This is a genomic window from Sporosarcina sp. OR05, from assembly GCF_041414805.1.
GTDB lineage: Bacteria > Bacillota > Bacilli > Bacillales_A > Planococcaceae > Sporosarcina > Sporosarcina saromensis.
Map to the genome: position 1 here is coordinate 164,209 of NZ_JANKJL010000002.1, position 19,370 is coordinate 183,578.

The 19,370-nt window shown below is 40.2% G+C and carries 17 protein-coding genes; 7 read left to right on the top strand and 10 right to left on the bottom strand.

Annotated elements, in window-relative coordinates; genetic code table 11:
• The first annotated feature begins 1 nt into the window (after window position 1).
• Window positions 2-1,762, top strand: a complete 1,761-nt coding sequence (locus tag NRI27_RS05070) for a vWA domain-containing protein (RefSeq protein ID WP_371389811.1) — start codon at window positions 2-4, stop codon at window positions 1,760-1,762.
• Window positions 1,743-4,340 (top strand): VWA domain-containing protein, encoded by a 2,598-nt coding sequence (locus tag NRI27_RS05075; RefSeq protein WP_371389812.1) that lies wholly within the window; start codon window positions 1,743-1,745, stop codon window positions 4,338-4,340. Before NRI27_RS05070 ends, NRI27_RS05075 begins: the two co-directional genes overlap by 20 nt.
• An 88-nt stretch (window positions 4,341-4,428) precedes the next feature.
• Here NRI27_RS05075 and NRI27_RS05080 read toward each other — a convergent pair whose 3' ends face one another.
• The 7 genes from NRI27_RS05080 to NRI27_RS05110 all read right to left on the bottom strand — a co-directional run bounded on the left by NRI27_RS05080 (window position 4,429) and on the right by NRI27_RS05110 (window position 12,069).
• Window positions 4,429-5,628 carry an MFS transporter gene (locus NRI27_RS05080; RefSeq protein ID WP_371389813.1) on the bottom strand — a complete coding sequence of 400 codons (1,200 nt, stop codon included), beginning with the start codon at window positions 5,626-5,628 and terminating at the stop codon, window positions 4,429-4,431.
• Between the two features lie 498 nt (window positions 5,629-6,126).
• On the bottom strand, window positions 6,127-7,200 hold the full coding sequence (locus tag NRI27_RS05085) for an ABC transporter substrate-binding protein (protein WP_371389814.1): 1,074 nt from the start codon (window positions 7,198-7,200) through the stop codon (window positions 6,127-6,129).
• Entirely contained in the window at window positions 7,197-7,997 is an 801-nt protein-coding gene (locus tag NRI27_RS05090) for an ABC transporter permease (protein WP_371389816.1), read from the bottom strand. The genes NRI27_RS05085 and NRI27_RS05090 overlap by 4 nt, the downstream gene beginning before the upstream one ends.
• Window positions 7,981-8,805 (bottom strand): ABC transporter permease, encoded by an 825-nt coding sequence (locus tag NRI27_RS05095; protein WP_371389817.1) that lies wholly within the window; start codon window positions 8,803-8,805, stop codon window positions 7,981-7,983. Before NRI27_RS05095 ends, NRI27_RS05090 begins: the two co-directional genes overlap by 17 nt.
• Entirely contained in the window at window positions 8,795-9,901 is a 1,107-nt protein-coding gene (locus NRI27_RS05100) for an ABC transporter ATP-binding protein (RefSeq protein WP_371389819.1), read from the bottom strand. Before NRI27_RS05100 ends, NRI27_RS05095 begins: the two co-directional genes overlap by 11 nt.
• A gap of 19 nt (window positions 9,902-9,920) precedes the next feature.
• Window positions 9,921-10,463, bottom strand: coding sequence for a helix-turn-helix domain-containing protein (locus NRI27_RS05105; RefSeq protein WP_371390056.1), 543 nt, complete (start codon window positions 10,461-10,463; stop codon window positions 9,921-9,923).
• Between the two features lie 148 nt (window positions 10,464-10,611).
• A complete protein-coding gene (locus tag NRI27_RS05110) occupies window positions 10,612-12,069 on the bottom strand; it encodes a hypothetical protein (protein WP_371389821.1) in 1,458 nt (485 codons plus the stop codon).
• 447 nt (window positions 12,070-12,516) lie between these two features.
• Here NRI27_RS05110 and NRI27_RS05115 point away from each other — a divergent pair, with 447 nt between their 5' ends.
• From NRI27_RS05115 to NRI27_RS05125, 3 genes are all read left to right on the top strand, one after another.
• On the top strand, window positions 12,517-13,059 hold the full coding sequence (locus NRI27_RS05115; RefSeq protein WP_317941799.1) for a peroxiredoxin: 543 nt from the start codon (window positions 12,517-12,519) through the stop codon (window positions 13,057-13,059).
• Window positions 13,060-13,145: 86 nt separating this feature from the next.
• Window positions 13,146-13,595, top strand: coding sequence for a TlpA family protein disulfide reductase (locus NRI27_RS05120; protein ID WP_317941798.1), 450 nt, complete (start codon window positions 13,146-13,148; stop codon window positions 13,593-13,595).
• 147 nt (window positions 13,596-13,742) lie between these two features.
• Entirely contained in the window at window positions 13,743-14,402 is a 660-nt protein-coding gene (locus NRI27_RS05125) for a potassium channel family protein (RefSeq protein WP_317941797.1), read from the top strand.
• A gap of 111 nt (window positions 14,403-14,513) precedes the next feature.
• Here NRI27_RS05125 and rnjA read toward each other — a convergent pair whose 3' ends face one another.
• The 3 genes from rnjA to def form a co-directional block, all read right to left on the bottom strand.
• Window positions 14,514-16,181 carry a ribonuclease J1 gene (rnjA, locus tag NRI27_RS05130; protein WP_317941796.1) on the bottom strand — a complete coding sequence of 556 codons (1,668 nt, stop codon included), beginning with the start codon at window positions 16,179-16,181 and terminating at the stop codon, window positions 14,514-14,516.
• Between the two features lie 5 nt (window positions 16,182-16,186).
• Window positions 16,187-16,396: a DNA-dependent RNA polymerase subunit epsilon gene (locus NRI27_RS05135; protein ID WP_317941795.1), complete on the bottom strand. Its 210-nt coding sequence runs from the start codon at window positions 16,394-16,396 to the stop codon at window positions 16,187-16,189.
• Window positions 16,397-16,661: 265 nt separating this feature from the next.
• Entirely contained in the window at window positions 16,662-17,219 is a 558-nt protein-coding gene (def, locus tag NRI27_RS05140) for a peptide deformylase (protein ID WP_371389822.1), read from the bottom strand.
• Between the two features lie 133 nt (window positions 17,220-17,352).
• Between def and NRI27_RS05145 the strand changes: the two genes are divergently transcribed.
• Both NRI27_RS05145 and pdhA read left to right on the top strand, forming a co-directional pair.
• A complete protein-coding gene (locus NRI27_RS05145) occupies window positions 17,353-17,994 on the top strand; it encodes a YkyA family protein (protein ID WP_371389823.1) in 642 nt (213 codons plus the stop codon).
• A 259-nt stretch (window positions 17,995-18,253) separates the two neighbouring features.
• The gene (gene pdhA / locus NRI27_RS05150; protein ID WP_317941792.1) at window positions 18,254-19,369 is read left to right on the top strand and encodes a pyruvate dehydrogenase (acetyl-transferring) E1 component subunit alpha; all 1,116 of its coding nucleotides are present in this window, start codon (window positions 18,254-18,256) and stop codon (window positions 19,367-19,369) included.
• Window position 19,370 lies beyond the last annotated feature (1 nt).

The window sequence follows — 19,370 nt, forward strand, 5'->3', positions numbered from 1 at the left end:
AGTGGGTTTGGATCAATTGAATAATTTGTGGACGGCAATTTTCCCGCTCGCCGTCCTTCTTTATTATTTTTTTCGGAAGAAATACGTGACGACGACAATTTCATCCACTTTATTTTGGGAAAGGTCGATGCGTGAAACGAAAGTATCGCCCTATTTAAAAAATCTACAACAAAATGCTTTGTTTTATTTACAAATGGCTGCGTTATTATTGTTTCTCTTTGTGTTACTAAAGCCTTATGTTGCTGAAGAGAACGTGGTGGGAGAACATTCAATTTTTGTCATTGATACATCAGCCTCAATGGGGGCTATGGTTGACGGAGTATCGTTGTTTGAGCGGAACAAGAAAAAATTACTTGCTCTAGCAGAAGAAAAAGAAGGGGAAGCGATTTCCGTTATCACAACTGGTAAAGAGCCTTCTTTCCTTTTGCGGGAAGAAAAAGATTTACGCTTGATTCTAGGGACAATTGATCAATTGGAACTGAACTACGAACATGAACATATGGATCGGGCAATTGAAATCGTCCAATCTATTGCAAAAACAGGCGGCGCAGATGTTCATATTTTTACAGATTACTTGGATCGTTCATTTTTTATGGAAAACGAAAATGGTATATCGTGGAACGTTCACAACAACGACAAACCACTCACGAATATTGCGATTGAAAAGTTTGGAGCTGTTTCCTCTCAGAATCATACAGAAGCAATTGTCAAATTGAAAAATGAGTCAGCGATGAAGCTGGAAGGGACAGTCCTGCTGAAGAATGAATTGACGGGTGAACAGCTTGCGTCAGAAAATGTAGTTGTAGAAGGGCAATCGGAAGAGCTATTAAGCTTTAAGGAGTTACCAGTAATGACTGTTGTTAGTGTGAAGATAGAAGCGGAAGATGACTATCTTTTGGATAATGAAGCAATCGTGTTGTTAGGAAAAGAGTCAACGGAAGTTATTGTTGACGTTCAGCTCCATGAACTTGTGAAAAAAGCATTTGAGGCAATTGGCTTGGCTGTAACAACTGGTTCTACAAATGAATTGAACCTATCAAGAGATCAAGCGATGCTTGTCACAAATCAGACCTCTTTTTTAGATGAAGGGACGGAACCAATTTTGTTAATTGGGCGAAATGACGTTCCGGCAGAAGAAGTAGCGGGGGACATTGAGACGGTACCAAACCCATTATTTACAGTTGCTTCGATTGAAGAAGTGTATGTAAGTGAACTCTATCCTCCATTTGAGGGTTTCACAACACTTGCTTCAATCAATGATAGGCCTTTCATTCAGCAGTCTTCTCGAGGGGATATTGTAGTATTAACAGATATCGACTTAACAGATTGGCCATTACATCCGTCGTTTCCGTTGTTTTTTTGGAGTGCTTCAGAATTGTTGACAACGGATCGTGAACTTATCGGCTCTTTTACACCAAATGAACGTAAGGCAATTGTGACAGGCGGTGTCGAATCCCTAGAATTATTCACCCTGGATGATCAATATGTAACGACGTTCGCGGATGGTAATAGTTTTGTTGCCCCTTCAAAACCAGGCATCTATAAGTTACTCGATGAAGGTGATGAGAACTTTCTATCTGTACAACTTGATGCTGCAGAAAAAACAGTTGCGGATGGAAAAGGCTATCAACTCGGTTCTACCCAACAGAAAAACCAAGAAGAAGGTAAAAGGTTGATAGGTTGGCTGTTTTTATTGCCAGTTCTCCTTCTGTTAGTACTAGAGTGGGAGGTGCAAAGACGTCGTGGATATCCGAATAGTTGAACCGTTGTGGCTGCTTTTGCTTGTTCCGATTGGACTGTATATGGGTTATACGTGGAAAGCATCAAAATTAAAAGTCATTAGTAAAGGTGCAATTTTATTTGTATTAAGAAGTGCAGTCATCCTTTCCCTTGTATTTGCACTAACCGTTCCCTATATTAATCTACCGCATAAAGAAGAACAAATCTTGTTTGTCGTGGATAGGTCTGTATCGATTGAAGATGCCGGTCAGCTAGCTGATCAATGGATTGCGGATAGTTTAAAAGAACGTAAAGAGTATCAAGCTTCCGGCATTTATTCATTCGGAGGTGGCTTTCGAACAGATCATCAGTTGACAGACCAAGCAGTAAATATAGCATCTCCTGAACCGTTACCTACAGCGAATAAGACTAATATTGCGAACGCGGTCGATTTGTCTGTTGCATTAGCAAAAAGGAATGTAGCAACTCGACTTGTTCTGTTAACGGATGGATTGGAGACGGATGGGTCGATCGAGGAATTGCTCCCGAAGTATGAAAATAGCCATGTCCAGATTGATACCGTTGTATTGAAGAAAACGAATGTGGCAGATGCGTCCATTTCATTATTCGACACGCCGCGAACTGCGTTTGAAGGAGAAAAGCAGCTACTTCGTGTTGAAGTTGAGTCATCGTCTAAGACAGCGGGGCAATTGCTTATTTACCGAAACGATGAAGAGATTAATCGGGAAGAAGTTGTATTGGACGAAGGTGGGAATGTCTTCACCTATTCCATGGAGGCAAAAGGGTCCGGTTTGTTGAAATATGAAGCGAAGCTCATTGTTCCAAATGATGGTCTACTCGAAAACAATCGAATGCTTTCCGTAACAATGGTGGAGCAATCACCGAAAGTGCTCGTTGTTCAAACTGAACGTAATCCATCTGTCATTCCTTCTTTGTTGGATCAGAATGCAATGGATGTCGATGTTTTGCAGGCAGAACAACTGCCTGAAACGTTGTCGGGTTATTTAGGGTATGGTGCCATTATTTTTGACAATGTCCCTGGTCATCTTGTAGGTGAGCATAAAATGACCGTGATTGAACAAGCTGTTAAAAATTTCGGTACAGGTTTCATGATGGTCGGTGGTGAAGATAGCTTTGGACTTGGTGGTTATTTTAAATCACCAATTGAGAGGTTGTTACCTGTTGAGATGGAAGTGAAAGGGAAAGAGCAATTACCATCTCTTGGACTTGTCATTGCAATGGACCGATCTGGCAGTATGTCGGGATCTAAAATTGTCATTGCAAGGGAAGCTGCTGCCCGAGCAGTCGATCTTCTCCGAAATGATGATACGTTTGGTTTTACAGCGTTTGATCATGAAATTTGGGAAGTCATTCCTGTAGGGACACTGGGAGATAAACAAGATGTTATCGATCAAATTCTTTCTATACCGGTAGCAGGCGGAACTGATATTTTCCCCTCCGTTGCAAAAGGATATGAAGACTTGGCAGATTTGAAGCTTCAGAGGAAGCATATTATTTTACTGACGGACGGCCAATCATCGATGCCTTCGGATTATGAAGACATCATTACGGAAGGTAAGACAAATAACGTTACTTTATCTACCGTATCAATTGGCACAGATGCAGATGTTGGTCTATTGGAAGAACTCGCTGAATTGGGGGGAGGCCGATTTTATAATGCAATCGATGAGTCGACAGTCCCTGCTATTCTAACCCGTGAGACTTCTATGCTGACGAGAACATATATTGAGGACAATCCATTTTATATGAATTTGAAAAATGTGCCTGAATGGACTTCACTCTTTACAGAAGGAGTTCCACAAATGAATGCATATATCGCAACAACTCCAAAAGGCACGTCAACGATTGTCGCTGAGAGTCCGAAAGAAGACCCTATTCTTGCTGAATGGATGTATGGATTAGGACGTACCGTTGCATTTACATCTGATTCTACAGGTAAGTGGGCTGGAGATCTTGCGAGGTGGGGAGGATATGGTGATTTCTGGAACGCGGCTATTTCTCGATTGCTACCGTCGTATGAAAGTGTCCCGTATCTAATTACGCATGAACGTGGAGGCACATATACAGTGACGGATACGTCGAAAAATTCAGCGTTCCTGGATATTGCCATTGTAAATGAAAAAGGAAATGATGTGAATTTTGTATCAGAACCACTCGCACCGGGGAAAGTGAGAGTTACGCTGGATACTGATCCTGGACTTGTATTCTTTGGTGTTTCAGACGATAAAGGAGGACTCTTTGAAGCGGGTGTTTCTGTTCCTTATAGTGATGAATTCAAATACGCTGAGCCGAATGTTCAGCTATTAGAAAAAATTTCAGAACGTACAGGTGGGAAAGTGCTGGAAGATCCAACAGAAGCTTTTCGTCCTCATCCTTATAAAAGTGCTGATCAGCTACCGATTGCTCAGTGGCTTGTGATGCTAGGAATGATTCTGTTTTTCGTAGATATTACATTGCGTCGTTTTGGTATGTTAGGAGGACTTGTACGAAGAAAGAAAGATGATACGGAGTCTGTCTCCACGCCTTCATCGACCGAAGACCATGTAGGTGCTTTATTAAAAGCGAAAAAGAGAAGATAATAAAATTTGAGCCCTTTACTCTTTAGCATACATGCGAGAGAGTAAGGGGCTTTTGTTTGTAGATAGTAAGGACTGTAAGTGGAACTTATTAAGTCCGTGTAGCTGCAATGATACTTTTCTTTTTGACAGACCAGACATTAGCAATGGCAAAGCAAATGAGTAAGATCGCAGTTCCGAGTATGTAAGGAAATGTATAATTTATATCAAATATAAAGCCTGCAAGTGCTGGTCCAAACATGTTTCCTAAACTCATATATGCATTCATCATACCTGCTGCAAAACCTTGTTCTTCTCCTGCAAGTTTAGAGACGAGCGTATTGACTGCTGGACGCAAGAGGGAAGTAGCGGTGGAAAACACAGTAGCGACCAATAGAATCGTCCAAAAAAGATCTACAAAAAGAATTGCGAGCATCGCACCGGCTGCAATGAGAAGATTGACCAGAACAATACGCATTTCCCCAAATCGCTTAAACAATGGATTGATGACAAATGTTTGGACGATAACGCCTACAAACCCACCGACTGTGATGAGAACTGCAATCTGGGTAGGCGTATAGCCATATTTTTGATCGACATACAAAGAAATCGTCGATTGAAAATTAGCCAATCCAAATGAAAAAACAAACATGACAATTAGTAAGACAAAATAAGGTGTTTTTGTAGATTTCACTAGTTGCTTAAAAAGATGATCTTGTCGTTTTTGCTGTTTTTCCATTGAAATTGTTGGTGTAGGATTCGGTAAAATGATGATCGATAAGAGTGCTGCAAAAAAAGAAGCACCTGCAGCAAAATAAAATGGAAAATGTAAACTAATTGTTGAAAGGAATCCCCCGATGCCTGGTCCAATCATAAAACCTAACGACATGGAAGCACCTAATAGGCCCATTCCTCTTCCTCTTCCTTCGAGTGTTGTAATATCCGCAACGAATGCCATCATTGGCGGTACAAGAAAAGCTGCACCAAATCCTGAAAAGAATCTTGCGGCAAAAAGCATCCATAATTCTGTAGATAAGCTAAAAGCGAGTTGCGCAGCACCGTATATGAACAAGCCGATAATAATGATTTTCTTTCTGCCATGTCGGTCTGAAAGATCTCCTGACAGAGGAGAAAAGATGAATTGAGCAAAAGAGAAGATTGCGATGAGGAATCCGAGTACCATACCAGCGGCGCCGAAAGTTTTTAGGAATTCAGGCATGATCGGAATAATTAGACCGATGCCCGCCATCGCGATGAACATATTGAACATCAAAACGATAAGTGCGATATTGGTGGATTTTGAACCTGTCAAATGCGCACCGCCTTTCAATATAGTAATTACGTTATTGAAATAGTTTACCATAGTAAATAGCCAAATACACACGATTGAGAAAAGGAAACGATTTGGTTAGTTAATACGAGATGCAAAGGTATGCGAAGCGTAAAACAAATCAGGAACAGTACATAAAACAGACTGGGACAAAACTCTAAATAGACCGTTCCTCTGCGCTCCAAAAGGCACGCTTTCCGCGGGGCGCGCTTGAGCCTCCTCGTCCGCGTCGCTTCGCTTTGCTTCCTGCGGGGTCTCAACATTCGCGCTAAATCCCGCAGGAGTCGGCCTTTTTCCGCTCCGATCCACTCATTAATATGAAAAGAAACATATTAAAAGTAGAAAAAATGCATGATGGCGAATTTGCCTACATGCATTTTAAGATTCTGTCCCAGCCTCTTTCAAGGATTCGTATAAAGTGATCTTTAAAGTCTGTACCGGTATGCAGACTCCAGTCATTCTCATACGATTAATTTATCTTTAGTTGTTCAAGTCCATTTTGAATTCAAGGAACAGTTCATTGTAGATTCCTAGTAATTCAAGGCCGAGATTTTTATATACTTCTAATTCACTTCTTGTCTCTTCGTCGGGATAAAAACGTTCATCTGATACAACTTCAGGATCCATAAGGTCCAAAGCAGTTTGATTAGGTGTGGAATACCCAACGTAATCTGCGTTTTGAGCCGCTACTTCAGGGTCTAACATAAAGTTAATGAACGCATGGGCACCTTCAATATTTTTACTCGTTCTTGGAATGACAATATTATCGAACCACAAATTTGAACCTTCTTCTGGAACGATATAGTCTATATCTTCGTTTTCATACATCATATCTGCAGCTTGCCCAGACCATGTTAAGGAGATGGCAGCTTCATTGTTAATCATTAATTGGGTTACTTCATCGCCAATCACTGCTTTAACATTTGACTTGAGTGTTTTCAGCTTGTCGACAGCTTGCCGAAGTTCAGCAGGGTTTGTTGAGTTTAGCGAGTACCCTAATGAGTTTAAGCCCATACCAACTGTTTCGCGTGCACCATCTACGAGGATGACACGTTGCTTTAACGAAGGATCCCATAGATTATCCCAACTTTCGAACGTTTGCCCTTCGAGTAGCGTTGGATTGAAAGCTATTCCTACAGTGCCCCAGAAGTACGGGATTGAGTACGTATTGCCAGGGTCAAATGGCAAGTTGAGAAAATAAGAATCGATATGTTGGATATTTGGAATTTTACTATAATCAATCGGTAAAAGAAGATCTTTTTCGACCATCATTTCAACCATGTATTCGGATGGGACGGATATGTCGTATGCTGTTCCGCCTTGCTCGATTTTTGCCATCATTCCCTCGTTGGAGTCAAAGGTTTCATAAATGACTTTATAGCCTGTCTCTTGCTCAAATTGTTTTAGTAATTCAGGGTCAATATATTCCCCCCAATTATAGACGGTAATGGTATTTTTTCCTGATTTACTTCCTTCGCTCAATTCTCCATTAATGAAGAAGAGAACTCCTGATACAGCCAAAATAAGTATTGCTACTTGTAATAAAGATTTCATTTCTTCACCCCCGCAAAAGGAGTCTTTAACTTTTGATTAATGGCGTAGTAGCCGACGACTAATAGGACGGTGACGATGAATATTAGACCGGATAAGGCGTTAATCGTCAAGCTGATCCCTGTCCTTGCCATTGAATAGATTTCAACTGATAACGTGGAGAATCCATTTCCGGTAACGAAAAATGTAACTGCAAAATCGTCTAATGAATAGGTCAAAGCTAAGAAGAAGCCAGCAAATATTCCGGGTTGAATGAAAGGTAGGATGACTCTCCTCATAATATCCTTTCGCGTTGCTCCTAGATCAAGTGCAGCGTCAATTAGCGTTGGATTCATCTCAGCAAGTTTAGGCAATACCATGATCACTACGATTGGAATACTGAAGGCAATATGTGAAATCAACACAGATGCAAAACCTAGCTTCACGCCAAGAATTGTAAACAAAATGAGAAATGAAGCACCAATAATAACATCTGGGCTGACAATTAGGATATTGTTCAACGACAATACTGCATTCCGCATTTTTTTATTTCGCATGAAATAGATGGCAAGTGCGCCCATTACGCCAATGGTTGTTGATAATAAGGCAGAAAGCAAGGCGACAATTACTGTATTGATGACGATAATAATGAGTCGTTTGTCTTCGAAAACTGCTGCGTAATGTTCAAGCGTGAAAGACTCGAAATTTGACATGCCGCCACCCGAATTAAAGGAGTAGAAAATGAGATAAAAGATGGGTGCATATAAAATAATGAAAACGACCGCCAAAAAAAGTTTAGGAAGCTTACCGATTCTTTCCATTGTTAGTCGCCTCCTTTTCTTTAGCTGTTGTTACGAGCATGATAATGAACATGAACAAAATAAGGAATACGGCAATGGTGGACCCCATGCCCCAATTTTGTGTGACTAAAAATTGTTGTTCAATTGCTGTACCTAGTGTGATGACTTTATTCCCCGCAATAAGTCTTGTAATCATGAAGAGTGATAATGCAGGAATAAATACGACTTGAACGCCCGATTTCACACCATTAATGGTAAGCGGCCAAATGACCCGCCTGAACGTTGTCCATGAGTTAGCACCTAAATCACGTGAGGCGTCAATTAAAGCTGGATTTAACTTGTCAAGTGCATTAAAGATCGGAAGAATCATAAACGGAATGAAAATGTAAACCGAAACAAAGACGAAACTGAAATCCGTAAATAGAATTTGTTGTTTGCCAATGCCGATTACATCCAAAAATGCATTTACGGGTCCATACAATCCCATCAAACCGATAAAAGCATACGTTTTCAGTAACAAATTAATCCATGATGGAATGATGATCAGTAATAGCCAAAGTTGCTTGTGCTTCGTTTTTGTCAATAAGTATGCAGTTGGGTAAGCAATCAGCAACGAAAAAAATGTAATGAGAAATGCATACCAAAAAGAACTGAGCGTCAACGTCAAATAAACGGACGAAAAGAAGTTTTGATAGTTCTCAACTGTAAAATTGCCGGTCAAGTCGAAAAATGAATAGTACACAATGAGTGCAATCGGTGCAAGAACGAACAAGATGATCCATGCAGCATAAGGGATCGTATAAACGGGACGGAGTCGATTATTCTTCATGAGCAATCGCTCCGTAGGCTTCAAGTCTTGCATCGTAGTCTTCTTCAGATTCATTCAATCGCATGACGTGAATATCTTCAGGATTAAAATCCAGTCCAATGACAGCTCCAACTTCAGCTTTCTTTGTCGAGTGAACGAGCCACTCATTACCGTCACTATCGTATGTTGACAATTCATAATGAACACCACGGAACAACTGTGTATCGACAGTCACATTCAATTTTCCTTTATCGACCGTTGTCATTTCCAAGTCTTCTGGACGCAAAACGATATCTACTTTCTCATTTGGCTGTAATCCTGCATCTGCACAGTCAAACCGTTTACCTGTAAATTCGACTACATAATCCTCAATCATTCTTCCGGAAACAATATTGGATTCACCGATGAAATCAGCAACAAAACGGTTGATCGGCTCATCGTAAATATCGATTGGTGTGCCTGATTGTTGGATGGAACCTGCATTCATGACGAAAATTTCATCGGACATCGCGAGTGCTTCTTCTTGGTCGTGTGTAACAAACACGAAGGTTTTTCCTAAACGTTGCTGTAATTCCCGTAACTCATATTGCATCTCAGAGCGCAGTTTCAAGTCTAAGGCCGAAAGGGGTTCATCTAATAAAATGACTTCCGGATCGTTGACGATTGCTCTTGCAATCGCTACACGTTGACGTTGACCGCCAGACATCTCTGTAATTTCCCGACTTTCATAACCAGCTAAGTTTACGAATTTTAGCGCTTCCTTCACACGTGTATCGATTTCAGCTTTTTTTACTTTCTTGATGCGTAAGCCGAACGCGACATTTTCATACACGTTTAAATGAGGAAAGAGTGCATAGTCTTGAAATACGGTATTTACTTGACGTTCATTTGCTGGGACCGCATTAATATTTTTTCCGTTAAAGTAAATCGTGCCTTCAGTTGGTTCAATAAAACCGGCAATTAGCCGAAGGATTGTTGTTTTTCCGCAACCTGAAGGTCCTAACAATGTATAAAATTTCCCTCGTTCCATTTCAAACGAGACACCATCCAAAACCGTTGTATCTTCACCATATTGTTTGCTCACGTTTTCAAAACGAATAATTGGTTCAGTTGTCATAATTGTTATCCTCCTTCTTTCATAAATAAGATTCTGTAGCGACGAGTAACAGTTCACTTGGCCCGTCATTTGCATTGGAAATCCGATGATGATCCGACGCTTCATAATAGACAGAGTCGCCTCTGTTGGCTGTGTATGTACGTTTTCCCAATTCAATTTCTACTTTCCCTGTCAATACATAAATGAATGTTTCTGCTGAAGAGGGTTCAAATTGCTTAAATTCTCCGTTCGATGAAAAAGTGATATGGACTGGCTCCATTTCGTTTTCATTCGAGCGGGGCACTAGCCAACGTATTTTATAGCGGAGTTCATCATTGACATAGGTTGTTTGATCGTGAGGTGAGTAGACCACTTTCAGGTTTTTCTTCGGATCTTCAAAGAATTCTTTCGGAGTTGTTCCGAGGACTTCCAATAAAGAGAATAATGTTTCAATGGAAGGAGAGGTAACTTCCCTTTCCAATTGTGAGATGTAACCTTTCGTCAAGTCCGTCCGTTCACCTAACTCTTCTTGCGTTAATCCTTTTTTAAGACGAAGTCTCTTGATTTTACTCCCTATTTGCATGGATAACATTCCTTCCTCCAAAAACGGAGTTTAGTAATACTGTACTTTTAGTTTACTATAAACCTTTCTTATTATACAAAAAAACGATTGGAAATCAAGAGTTCCAATGAAAAAAGCTGAAATCCATTTTCAGGACTTCAGCGAAGTGTTATTCATCATCTAAGGAATGTCGCATACTACGCCATTTTTGGCGAAGAATTCTTCCGAAAGTATAAAAAATCAAATAGCCGGACAAGGCAATTCCAGCAAGAGCAGTGATAAGAGAAATCCATTCAAACACCGTATAGGTAGTGAACTTTTTCCAGCCTGAAGGCGACTCCCAATCTGCAATAACTAGATTCATGCCGTAAATGCCAGATACCACCGTGAAAATTGTCAAAATGAATAACAATGTATTAACACGATTTGCTTGGCTATTCTCTTGGCTTTTATATAATACTTGTAAAGTACTGCTCACTTCGTTGTACAAGCGTTCAATCGAGAATGCTTCTCTGAATAGACGTGACAACTCCTTGCCTTCGCTTCGTGTACTCACTACTTTAAAGTAGTACCAAGATGAAAATAATGTAATAAGTTTTATCAATGAACGGACGTACTGCTCATCTTTTTTCCACTCGATTTCACTATATTCGAACGACACACGAAGGAGCATGATTTTGTAATAGTAATGAAGGAGCATGTTGTAATAATGTGTACCCATATAATGGGACAATTCAGTAGACAGTTGCTGAATGGGCCGGTTAGAAATCGTTGCAAATGCATGATCAGTTGCAACGATAAACAAGTTGGGTCCCCAACGGTCATGTAATGAAGTTGAGAGAGTGCGCTGCATGTAATTTGGATTTGTTGTTGCAATAAAAGGTTCACCGGCTGGAGTTTTGCCATTTAAACTGCCAAGTCGAAACAAATCTGTATCAGTCAGCTCACAGCCTTCTTCAGTAATCATGAACGCTGTGACGAACATCCTCTCATCTTCAATGTAAGGCAATGAACCAAAATATCCTCTTAGTCTATCATTTCGAATAACAATTTCTTTTAGGTAAGGGCTTAAACACGTAAAAATGAAATCGTGCATGGATTGCTTCGTATTTTCAGTAGTAATGATATGTGAACCTTTATTTTCATCCAAATTTGACTCGACTGCTCGGAAATGTTGAAGAAAATCAAGTGCATCAGAGTATTCGTAGGTATCGGTCAATTCAAGTCGTATCGATAAAAAACCGATACCAAATGGTGCTAATACAATATCAGTACTATGAATGATGAACGAATAAAGGTCAGAGCGAATTTGAAATTGGTACTCCTTTTGTTGGCATTTGCTGAAGCGATGAAACCCTTTGGACTGAATGGAAGTAGGGAAAAGTTTATGCTCGATATATGGATAAAAATATTGTTCCAGTTCTGTTTCTTCCACAATAATTGATTTTCCGTAATAAGAAGGATTCTCTCGCTTTTTCTCATCTCGCAAGCAAAAATATGCATACTGATTTTGTTCCAGCAACTTTGCTACGTCTTTTTTCTTTCCCGATTCGTAACTAAAAGGTAACATAAAAGTTACATGTGTTTGTAAAATAGGTAATTTCCGCATGATATCAAGTTGCGACAATAAAATCCCTCCTTGTAGAGGTATTCGGATAGAGTGGGCATTACAAAAATACTTCCCGTTAAATATGTAGGTATAAACATTTTTAGGGTTTTCTTTGAATGGGTTTGTGTTGGGGAGGGGCATGAAGGGTATGGTGCGAAGGGGTAGGTTGCGATCCATATTGGGGGATACCACATACTTTCATTATAATGATCACTCCGTTAATAATGAGAACAACAAAACAATGATTGAGAGAGGAAATTGCAACCAAACGTATAGAAGTTGACGAAATTGCACAGTATGAATACGTTTATCGAGGAATGAAATGACGTTTTCTTCTGTATAAACAATAATGATTATTATCTTCGAGCTATTATAATTGAAATCATATTGTAGATTTGGTATTCTGAATAAGGATTGTTCAGCATTACGAAAAACTGAACGAAGAACTATTGGAGGGATTTATTCATGGTAGAACGTATGGTAGGTAAACAAGCTCCTGATTTTACAATGGAAGCAGTATTAGCGGACAAGTCATTTGGAAAAGTTAGCTTGCAAGAAAACATGAAGAATGACAAGTGGACAGTTCTTTTCTTCTATCCAATGGATTTCACTTTTGTATGTCCAACTGAAATTACAGCGATGTCTGATCGCTATGACGAGTTCGAAGATTTAGATGCAGAAGTAATTGGTGTATCTACAGATACAATCCACACGCACCTTGCTTGGATTAACACGGACCGTAAAGACAATGGTCTTGAGCAATTGAAATATCCATTAGCTGCAGATACAAACCACGAAGTATCACGTAACTATGGCGTTTTGATCGAAGACGAAGGGATTGCATTGCGTGGTCTTTTCATCATCAACCCTGAAGGTGAATTGCAATACCAAACTGTGTTCCACAACAACATCGGTAGAGACGTGGATGAAACATTACGTGTACTTCAAGCGCTTCAAACAGGTGGACTTTGCCCTGCGAACTGGAGACCGGGTCAAAAAACTCTATAATGTTGTAAACAATTGCTTACATCCAAATTTGATCCCCACGCATACTATAGGCAGTGGGGATCTTTTAAACCGGAGGAGATTTGACGATGAAATTACGTGAACAAATGCCTGAATTAACAGGTGCGACAACTTGGCTCAATGGGCAAGTTGAAAAAGCGGATTTAGTAGGGGAAAAGCCTACCCTCATTCATTTTTGGTCAATCAGTTGCCACTTGTGCAAAGAAGCGATGCCGGATGTGAATAATTTCCGGGATGAGTATAAAGATGAGTTGAACGTCATCGCTGTTCATATGCCACGTTCAGAAGATGATGTGGACTTGGACCAAATTAAAGAAGTTGCAGCGGAGCATGATATTACACAACCGATATTTGTTGATAGCGATTTAAAATTGACGGATGCTTTTGACAACCAATATGTCCCGGCTTACTATGTTTTTGATAAAGATGGGCAGTTACGTCATTTCCAAGCTGGTGGAAGTGGCATGAAAATGCTTGAAAAACGTGTGAACCGTGTATTGGATGAAATGCGAAAATAAGTACAATACAAAAACGACGGCCATTTTACGGTCGTCGTTTTTGTGTGCGAAATAGGATGATGACATGCTAATAGTAGACTGTAATTGTGGGCTTCTGCTAGGTATGATACACTAATTTCATCCATCAATCGGATTGGAGCGAGCAATATGAAAAAAGAATTTGTCGTCATTGGATTAGGAAGGTTCGGAGGCAGCATTGTTAACGAACTCGTAGAATTAGATGCGGAGGTAATGGCCATCGATATTTCTCCGGATCGCGTAGAGGAATATGCACAAATTGCAACAACGGCAGTGTCCGCTGACACGACGGACGAGTCCGCGTTACGTTCGTTAGGGATTCGGAATTTTGAGCACGTTGTCGTTGCTATTGGAGAAAACATTCAAGCGAGTATTTTGACGACGTTAATATTAAAAGAGATTGGTGTCAAACATATTACTGTAAAAGCGCAAAATGATTACCATGAAAAGGTATTACGTAAAATCGGTGCCGATCAAGTAGTCCATCCTGAACGGGACATGGGGAAGAGAATTGCGAATAATATGGTGTCCAATAATATCCTTGATTATCTTGAATTGTCAGATGAATATTCGATCGTGGAAATTAGAGCTAATGAAAAACTAGCAGGTTCCACGTTAATTGACTTGGATATACGAGCAAAATATGGTGTCAATATTGTAGCGATTAAGCGGCATACCCAAATACTAGTTTCTCCACAGGCAATTGAAGAAATTGAGCTGAATGATATTCTGATTGTCATCGGTTCTGATGTGGATATCCATCGTTTTGAAAAGAAAGCACTGCATTGACAGTTGCTTAAGCTCAAATGATCATTCGTAATCGAAAAGCCATCTGCAACCGTGTTTACAGAACTCGGTTGCAGATGGCTTTTCTTATTGTGTAGCCTGTGCCTTATTGCATTATACTTCCATGACAACAGGCATTATCATTGGTTTACGTTTTGTTTGGTCGTATAAGAAAGGGGACAATATATCGATAATGTCACTTTTCATAGACCCAGCATCAAATGGAGTGTTTGATAATTGTTTCTGTAACTCTTTCGCAAGTAAATTTTGGGCTTCATTGATCATCATACCGGATTCTCGCATGTACACAAAACCGCGAGAGATGATATCTGGTCCTGAGACAACTTTGTTGCGTTTTTTATCAACAGTAGCCACGACGATGACAAGTCCGTCCTCTGAGAGGATTTTACGGTCACGTAGCACTACGCTCCCGATATCGCCAATACCGCTTCCGTCAATATAAATATCACCCGAAGGCACTTTGCCTGCAATGCGAGCGGAGTTTTCGGTTAATGCGAGAACGTCCCCGTTACTCATGATGAAGTTATTTTCAGGTTCAACATCACAGCTGATCGCAAGTTCTTTATGCATCGTCAACATCCGGTATTCTCCGTGAATTGGCATAAAGTATTTCGGTTTAATCAAGCGGAGCATTAACTTCTGTTCTTCTTGAGAACCGTGACCGGAAGTGTGGATGTTATTTAGTGCGCCGTGAATGACTTCTGCGCCTGCACGGAATAGGGCGTTGATTGTTTTGTTGACACTTAATGTGTTTCCAGGAATCGGTGAAGACGAGAAGATGACCGTATCACCAGGTTGGATTTGTACTTGGCGGTGAGTGCCGTTAGCAATTCGGGATAACGCAGCCATCGGTTCACCTTGGCTACCTGTACAAAGAATCATCACCTCGTTCGCAGGTAAGCGATTGAGCGATTGTGTATCGACGAATAAGTCTTTCGGTGCGTTAATGTAACCAAGTTCTCGACCAATTGTGATGGCATTGTCCATGCTACGCCCAAATACAGCGATTTTTCTTCCGTATTTTTCAGCAGCTTCAATCACTTGTTGAAGTCGATGGATGTTGGAAGCAAAGGTAGCGAAGATTATTCTGCCATCTACTTTTCGGAAGATTTCATTCAAACTGTCGCCGACTTTTCTTTCAGACATTGTAAAATTTGGGACTTCCGCATTTGTACTATCTGATAACAAGCATAAGACGCCTTCACTTCCGACTTTGGCCATCTTTGCTAAGTTTGCAGGTTCGCCTACAGGAGTGAAATCGAATTTGAAGTCACCTGTGTGAACGATGTTTCCTGATGGTGTTTTGACGACAATTCCAAAAGCATCCGGGATACTATGTGTAGTACGGAAAAATGAAATCGAAGTTTTTCGGAACTTAATAATATCTTCTTCTTTAATTTCTATCATTTTTGTCGTGCGGAGTAAGCCGTGCTCCTCGAGTTTGTTACGCAGAAGGCCTAACGCTAATTTCCCCCCATAAACGGGGACGTTGATTTTCCGTAACAAGTAAGGAATCCCGCCAATATGATCTTCGTGTCCATGTGTGATGAATAAACCTTTGATTTTATCCATATTCCGTTCTAAGTACGTATAGTCAGGAATAACATAGTCGATTCCGAGAAGATCGTCTTCTGGAAATTTGATACCGGCATCAATGAGAATAATTTCGTCTTGGAATTGCACACAATACGTATTTTTGCCGATTTCACCAAGTCCGCCTAAAGCGAAAACAGCTGTTTCATTGTTCTTGATCAATTTCATAGTGCTCAGACCTGTTCAAGCTCAAAATGTGAAGATGCTTGCTCGTATTCGAGATGTGGACCTTCAAGGAGCTGGATAAGTTCAATGTTATAATTGCGGTCTTTTAGTTTTTCGCGGACGGATTTTTCTGAATCAGCTTCTACATAAACGTGCTTCGTATTTTCGCGAATCGGAACTTGAGTAGCGTTTTCTTGGAAATATACTTTGTAAATCATGGTAAACTCTCCTTTTTACGTTCGTTTGGAATCATTCTCTTCATATTAGCATGTCGGATGCGTAAAATAAAGAAAAGCCCACCAAATGACTTGGTAGGCGTGAATTTATGCAATTGTCTTTCTACCGAGTATGCCGTTGAGCCGCTTTAACAATTTGCGTTTTAGGCGCTTGTACATGGGCATATCACTCCTTACAACCAGTATAGCGTTAATTGAATTCTCTGTCAAGTTGTTTTTTTGTAGGAGAACGGGTTTGTTGTTCAGTTCAATTCCTCTCAAAAGGAATAGCGTTAGGAATGTCCCGGAAAGGTGCTGCCTGGTCGATATGGTCATAAAACATGACACCATTCAAATGATCCAGTTCGTGTTGGAAAGCAATTGCGTGTAAGCCTTTCAATCGCATTGTATATTCTTGGCCATCTGGATTGAACGCTTTAATGGTAATTCTTGCGTATCGTGGGACATATCCTTCTACATCGCGATCTACGGATAGGCAACCTTCTCCAGATGTCAAGTAAGTCATTTCCACCGAATGGCTGATGATTTTAGGATTAATTGCAACGATGCTTAATGGTTTTTTTCCCTCTTCAACAATGTGTAGGGCAAATACGCGTTTAGAAACATTTACTTGAGGAGCTGCTAGCCCGATGCCTGGGCGCAATCCGTATTGAATGCTTAATTCTTCATCTTGACTGTTAATGATATATTCTAGCAATTCATGACATAATTTTTTATCTTCATCACTTAACGGGAAGGTGACTTCCGTAGCTACTGTCCTTAACGCTGGATGCCCTTCACGGACGATATCTTTCATTTCGATCATTTTTATTCTCCTTCTTACTCGTATTTCTGTTATCGTATTATAATCCAAGAAGAAAAGGGTATAAAGAGTTTTGTACATGCTTGAAATAAACACTTACTAACGATATAGTGAAAAACAGATTGGAGGAAAGACTATGAATAAAAAAATCTTTAGTATAATTGCGGTTAGCGTAATGGCCTTATCCGCTTGTAGCATTGGTTCTTCCACGGAGTCCCAACTCTCTGAAACTCTAACAAAAATGAATGATTCTGAAGCGCAATATCGCAGTTCCCAAAGTACTTTAACGGAGTTAGAGCAAAGTGAACAAAAAACGTTCACCGAAACGATGGAACTAACAAAAGAAGATGTAGATCAGTTACGTAATAAAGTAGCTGAGCTTGAGAAGTCTATTGAAGATAGATTAGCACAGCTAAAGGAAGAAGAAGCTGCAATGCATGAAGCAAAGGGTTTCGTTACAGAACTGGAGTCCATTGCAGAAAAAGCATCTGAAGCTGAAAAGAAAAAAATTGAGGAACTTAATCGTGCTGTACAAGACCGCTACGACTTACATGATCAATTCATTGAAGCATACAGAGCACTCTCCTCTCAACAAAAAGAATTTTATGCATTGCTCGTGAAAGAAAATGTAGAGTTAGCGGATTTAAAAGAAAAAGTTAAAGAAGTGAATGAGCAAAACGAAGTCGTCAAAGACGTGATAGCAAAGTTCAATGAAGCAACAAAGATTGTTAATGATCTTAAACAAGACGTTTTTTCGAGTTTAGAAAAAGAAGAATAAAGGAATTATGAAAAGTGGAGACCGAGCATCTTCACTTTTTTTAATGGCATTTTTTAAAAATCTATTATAATACAGTTTTGATATTGTAGTAGTACAGTTTAGTCGGAATGAATGTATCTCACTTATGATTATGCTGGCCAATCCTACTAAATACAATGATTGACCAATTTGTCTCTCTTCAGTATACTGAGTAAGGAAGAGATTGTATCATTATTGAAAGTGATAGAACATAATACAGATATAAAGGAGAGTTGCCGATATGGCTGCGAAAAAAGACAAGCAGTTTGATCCGGTGGAAACGCTTCATTCTATTGAAGATCAGTTTGAAATGTTCCAGATCTTGAATGAAGAAGGCGAAATTGTTAACAAGGAAGCCGATCCGAATTTATCAGATGAAGAGCTAACAGAATTAATGACGCGTATGGTGTATACGAGAATCTTAGACCAACGTTCAATTTCCTTAAACAGACAAGGACGTCTAGGTTTCTATGCGCCAACTGCAGGGCAAGAAGCGTCACAGCTTGCCTCTCACTTTGCGCTTGAGAAAGAAGATTTTATTCTTCCAGGATACCGTGATGTACCGCAAATCGTTTTTCATGGTTTACCATTACATATGGCATTCCTATGGTCACGAGGACATTATCAAGGAAGCATTATTCCGGAAGGTTTGAACATTTTCATGCCTCAAATCATCATTGGAGCGCAATACATCCAAGCTGCTGGAGTTGCACTCGGATTCCAAAAACGTGGCATTAAAGCGGTTGCAATGACGTATACAGGTGATGGCGGTACTTCACAAGGTGATTTCTATGAGGGGATCAACTTTGCAGGAGCTTACCGTTCTCCGGCAATCTTTGTCATTCAAAACAACCAATATGCAATTTCCACACCTAGAGAGCTACAAACAGCTGCGAAAACGCTTGCACAAAAAGGGATTGCAGCTGGTATTCCGAGTATTCTCGTAGATGGAATGGATGCATTAGCAGTATATGCTGCTACGCGCGACGCTAGAAAACGTGCCATTAACGGAGAAGGTCCGACGCTGATCGAAGCGATGACTTACCGATATGGTCCACATACAATGGCTGGAGATGACCCGACACGTTATCGTACATCTGAAACGGATAACGAGTGGGAAAAACGCGATCCGTTAATTCGTTTCCGTAAATACCTTGAGGCTAAAGGCATTTGGTCGGAAGAGAAAGAAAACGCTGTGATTGAACGCGCCAAAGAAGAAATCAAGGAAGCGATCAAAAAGGCGGATGCCGCTCCTAAACAGAAAGTGACAGATTTCATTAACATTATGTATAAGGGCGACCTTCCATACAACTTACAAGAACAATATGACATTTATAAAGAGAAGGAGTCGAAGTAAC

Excerpts from the sequence above, each read along its gene's own strand:
- NRI27_RS05085 (WP_371389814.1), bottom strand. The coding sequence starts at position 7,200 with ATGAAATCTTTATTACAAGTAGCAATACTTATTTTGGCTGTATCAGGA.
- NRI27_RS05090 (WP_371389816.1), bottom strand. The coding sequence starts at position 7,997 with ATGGAAAGAATCGGTAAGCTTCCTAAACTTTTTTTGGCGGTCGTTTTC.
- NRI27_RS05095 (WP_371389817.1), bottom strand. The coding sequence starts at position 8,805 with ATGAAGAATAATCGACTCCGTCCCGTTTATACGATCCCTTATGCTGCA.
- NRI27_RS05100 (WP_371389819.1), bottom strand. The coding sequence starts at position 9,901 with ATGACAACTGAACCAATTATTCGTTTTGAAAACGTGAGCAAACAATAT.
- NRI27_RS05105 (WP_371390056.1), bottom strand. The coding sequence starts at position 10,463 with ATGCAAATAGGGAGTAAAATCAAGAGACTTCGTCTTAAAAAAGGATTA.
- NRI27_RS05115 (WP_317941799.1), top strand. The coding sequence starts at position 12,517 with ATGGTAGAACGTATGGTAGGTAAACAAGCTCCTGATTTTACAATGGAA.
- NRI27_RS05120 (WP_317941798.1), top strand. The coding sequence starts at position 13,146 with ATGAAATTACGTGAACAAATGCCTGAATTAACAGGTGCGACAACTTGG.
- NRI27_RS05125 (WP_317941797.1), top strand. The coding sequence starts at position 13,743 with ATGAAAAAAGAATTTGTCGTCATTGGATTAGGAAGGTTCGGAGGCAGC.
- rnjA (WP_317941796.1), bottom strand. The coding sequence starts at position 16,181 with ATGAAATTGATCAAGAACAATGAAACAGCTGTTTTCGCTTTAGGCGGA.
- NRI27_RS05135 (WP_317941795.1), bottom strand. The coding sequence starts at position 16,396 with ATGATTTACAAAGTATATTTCCAAGAAAACGCTACTCAAGTTCCGATT.
- def (WP_371389822.1), bottom strand. The coding sequence starts at position 17,219 with ATGATCGAAATGAAAGATATCGTCCGTGAAGGGCATCCAGCGTTAAGG.
- NRI27_RS05145 (WP_371389823.1), top strand. The coding sequence starts at position 17,353 with ATGAATAAAAAAATCTTTAGTATAATTGCGGTTAGCGTAATGGCCTTA.
- pdhA (WP_317941792.1), top strand. The coding sequence starts at position 18,254 with ATGGCTGCGAAAAAAGACAAGCAGTTTGATCCGGTGGAAACGCTTCAT.